Genomic DNA, 2,412 nt, shown 5'->3' with positions numbered 1-2,412 from the left:
GTTTATTACTCCTTACCAGGCTAGATTCAATTTCTTTGGATCCTAATGTTCCCATTTTGCTTGACCATTACAGTATTTCCTAATGATACAGCACTTCTTAAAGCTTTGTATTTAGCAACATTTCAAGCTACTAAAAAATGGAGCTTACCTGTTAGAAATTGGGGTTCTATTTATGGAGAATTATGCATAATGTATGAGGGTAGACTTCCACTTTAGGGATATTAAAAAACATCCCTTACAGGATGTTTTCTTGACATGCACATTTTTATGATGTACTATGTCTTAATAGTTACAATATTTTTTAAATAAATTATTTATTATAGTCGGTTTAATTTACAGACTTTATTACACACTCTCAGAGAATATATTTATATATTATATACCCCCTGCATTACAAACACTTGTTAATATTTTACAATCCCCACTCTTCTTTGAACACTTTTTCAATGCTTTTTCTTTAGCTCTCTCTTCTCTTGTATTATAACCTGCTCCAGCAAACCCACCTATTGCTGAATCAAATTCAAGTGTTTTAGTTGATTCAGAGTATGCTACAGCACCACACCTACCTGCACTTACAATATTTACTTTACAGTTTTCTCCACAAGTTGAAAGAACTTTTTTCTTTGCTGAGGAAGAACTTGGATAATTATAAGCACTTGACCATTTTTCTGTTTCAATATTAACAGCTATAGCTCCGTAATATTTTATTTCAACTTCAACATTCGGAACAGTACAATACTGACCATATGTTACCCAAGTACCATTAGGACATGTACAATATTGCGAATTACAAGTATTGGCTGAACCAATAAACGAAAGTGTAAATAACATAGTTATAAATAATAAAAACTTTTTCATAAATATCTCCCCTGAATAAAATTAATTCATTTTTGAATTGTTAATATATTATAATCTTTAAAAATAAAAAAGTCAAAAGAAAAAAATGTTCTGGTCTATTTATTTTTGTTCCTGTTATTTTTTCTTGTATTATTTCTTCTGCTCCCGCGTTTGTCAAAATATCTATTTGTCTATCTAAATTTTGATCTTGAGTTGAAACTCTAGCATATCTTATGTAATGCTATACTAAAGTAGTTATCGATTTTAAGAAAAAAATTTAAAATATATGACAAAATAAACTTTACAAATAAAAAAATCATGGTATATTATTAATGACAATAAAATTATGGAGGTTAGAATGAAAAAATTACTTTTATTAAGCTTTTTTTTGGGAATTTATGGAAGTTCGCATGCTTTAGAAAAACTGGACATTACAACAGGAACATATATTGAGTCAGAAAATCACAATGCTACATATAATTCAAGCGATGTAACTGTGCATGGTTTTAGAGTTAATTTAAATGCTAAAGATTTTCCTTTATGGACTGAATTTGTATACGAATACAGAAACGCAGATAGTCCTTCTGGTCATGCAAATGATGCGGACAGATACAAATTTATGTTAGGTTCTGGATTCAATTATGGAGGTTTTCTATTTAAACCTGAATACGAATTAAGAATAACAGATTTAAGAGAATCTCCTCAAAAAGCGACAGATCACAGATTTAAACCAAACTGGGGATATAAGTTTAATGACCAGTGGTCTCTATTTAATGGGTGGCTTTTTGGTTACAGAATGACAGATGACTATAGAGGACATTTAGAAACAAAATCTTGGGATGACTATTTTCATGAGTTAGAAACTGGAGTAAAATATAAGTTTTCTGGTGACCAGGCTGTTGTTTTCTCAGTATACAATGAATATGTAAAAAATGAAAAATCAGATTTAGAGTATAGAGCATATAAATTTGAAGACTGGCAAATAAGAGTGGCGTATGAGAAGAAATTTGATAACGGAGTTTCTGTTACCCCTTTTATAAGATATAGCGTAACTTCTACATCAAAGTACACTGGCGGAGTTGATGGTGACCATGACGGAAAAGGAAGATACGGAGTGAAGATGGGATATACAGCTGATAATGGTATTAGTGTTTCTGGTGAGACATATTATCAAGATGAACCACAAAAAAGAAGTGAGGGTCAGGATAAGGCAAATAAGAACAGAGTCTTTTTTAAGCTAGGTCTGGACTATAAATTTTAATAAACTATCCAAATAATATATAGTTTAATTCACAACCACAAATTGAAAGAGATGCCGAAAGGTATTTTGAAAATGAGTTTAAACAACTCATTTTTTTATTTTAAAAAATAATTTTTTAAGAATAAATAGTGTAGTGCCATATTAAAGTATAAATACTTTGACATATAAATATAAATAATATATAATGTAGTACAAAATATATGAAGGAGAGAATTTATGAAAGATTCGTATGTTAGTTTAAGAATAAACAGAGAACTAAAAGAAAAAGTTCATAAAATATTTGATGAATATAACATGTCAGTATCGGAAGGAAT

General features: G+C 29.6%; 2 protein-coding genes and 1 pseudogene. 1 reads left to right on the top strand and 2 read right to left on the bottom strand.

What is annotated here, in order from left to right; genetic code table 11:
• Window positions 1–375: 375 nt before the first annotated feature.
• Both NK213_RS19740 and NK213_RS19735 read right to left on the bottom strand, forming a co-directional pair.
• Window positions 376–858 (bottom strand): DUF4189 domain-containing protein, encoded by a 483-nt coding sequence (locus NK213_RS19740; protein ID WP_253352519.1) that lies wholly within the window; start codon window positions 856–858, stop codon window positions 376–378.
• An 88-nt stretch (window positions 859–946) separates the two neighbouring features.
• Window positions 947–1,072, bottom strand: a pseudogene (locus tag NK213_RS19735) (recombinase family protein); the annotation flags it as partial.
• 123 nt (window positions 1,073–1,195) lie between these two features.
• Here NK213_RS19735 and NK213_RS19730 point away from each other — a divergent pair.
• Entirely contained in the window at window positions 1,196–2,098 is a 903-nt protein-coding gene (locus NK213_RS19730; protein WP_253352517.1) for an OmpG family monomeric porin, read from the top strand.
• The last annotated feature ends 314 nt before the right edge of the window (window positions 2,099–2,412 follow it).

Origin of the sequence: Sebaldella sp. S0638 (assembly GCF_024158605.1) — a bacterium.
Taxonomy (GTDB): domain Bacteria; phylum Fusobacteriota; class Fusobacteriia; order Fusobacteriales; family Leptotrichiaceae; genus Sebaldella.
Note: the sequence above shows the minus strand (reverse complement) of the source record. Positions and strands in the feature narration are given on the sequence as shown.

Bases quoted from the DNA above. Each gene is read 5' to 3' on its own strand.
- NK213_RS19740 (WP_253352519.1), bottom strand. From the start codon at position 858: ATGAAAAAGTTTTTATTATTTATAACTATGTTATTTACACTTTCGTTT.
- NK213_RS19730 (WP_253352517.1), top strand. From the start codon at position 1,196: ATGAAAAAATTACTTTTATTAAGCTTTTTTTTGGGAATTTATGGAAGT.